Annotated in this window: 1 protein-coding gene; it reads left to right on the forward strand. The window is 41.1% G+C overall.

The window, feature by feature from the left end; genetic code table 11:
• Positions 1–945 (forward strand): SspB-related isopeptide-forming adhesin (locus HMPREF0849_RS08570; protein ID WP_009013740.1); only part of this gene is annotated, 945 nt, incomplete at both ends.

Here is a 945-nt window from a genome sequence, read left to right on the forward strand (position 1 = left end):
ACAGAGAAACCATTGGAACCAGCTCCAGTAGCACCAAGCTATGAAAATGAGCCAACTCCACCGGTAAAAACTCCAGATCAACCAGAGCCATCAAAACCAGAAGAGCCAAATTATGATCCATTGCCAACTCCGCCGGTAGCACCAACTCCTAAGCAGTTGCCAACACCACCAGCGGTGCCAACAGTTCACTTCCATTACAATCGTCTTTTTGCACAACCTCAGATTAATAAAGAAATTAAAAATGAGGATGGAGTAGATATCGATCGTACTCTAGTTGCTAAGCAGTCTGTAGTGAAGTTTGAGTTGAAAACAGAAGCGTTGACAGCTGGTCGTCCAAGAACAACTTCATTTGTATTGGTAGATCCACTTCCAACTGGCTATCAGTTTGATTTGGAAGCAACCAAGGCTGCAAGCAAAGGTTTTGAAACAAGCTATGACAAAGCTAGTCACACTGTAACCTTTAAGGCTACTGAGGAGACATTGGCAACATACAATGCTGATTTAACTAAACCTGTTGAAACTCTTTATCCAACGGTTGTTGGTCGTGTCTTGAATGATGGGGCGACTTATACAAATAACTTTACCTTGACAGTCAACGATGCCTATGGTGTCAAGTCAAACATTGTTCGTGTAACGACTCCAGGTAAACCAAATGATCCTGACAATCCAAATAACAACTACATCAAGCCTTTGAAAGTTAACAAGAACAAGCAAGGTGTGAATATTGATGGCAAAGAAGTTCTAGCTGGCTCAACGAACTACTATGAACTTACATGGGGTTTGGATCAATACAAGGGAGATAAATCTTCTAAAGAAGCGATTCAAAACGGTTTCTACTATGTGGATGATTATCCAGAAGAAGCTTTAACGCTTCAACCAGAATTGGTTAAGATTCGTGATCTAGAGGGCAACCTTGTATCAGGTATCAGTGTTCAACAATATGAT

The sequence above is a fragment of the Streptococcus sp. C300 genome (assembly GCF_000187645.1).
Classification (GTDB): domain Bacteria; phylum Bacillota; class Bacilli; order Lactobacillales; family Streptococcaceae; genus Streptococcus; species Streptococcus oralis_CQ.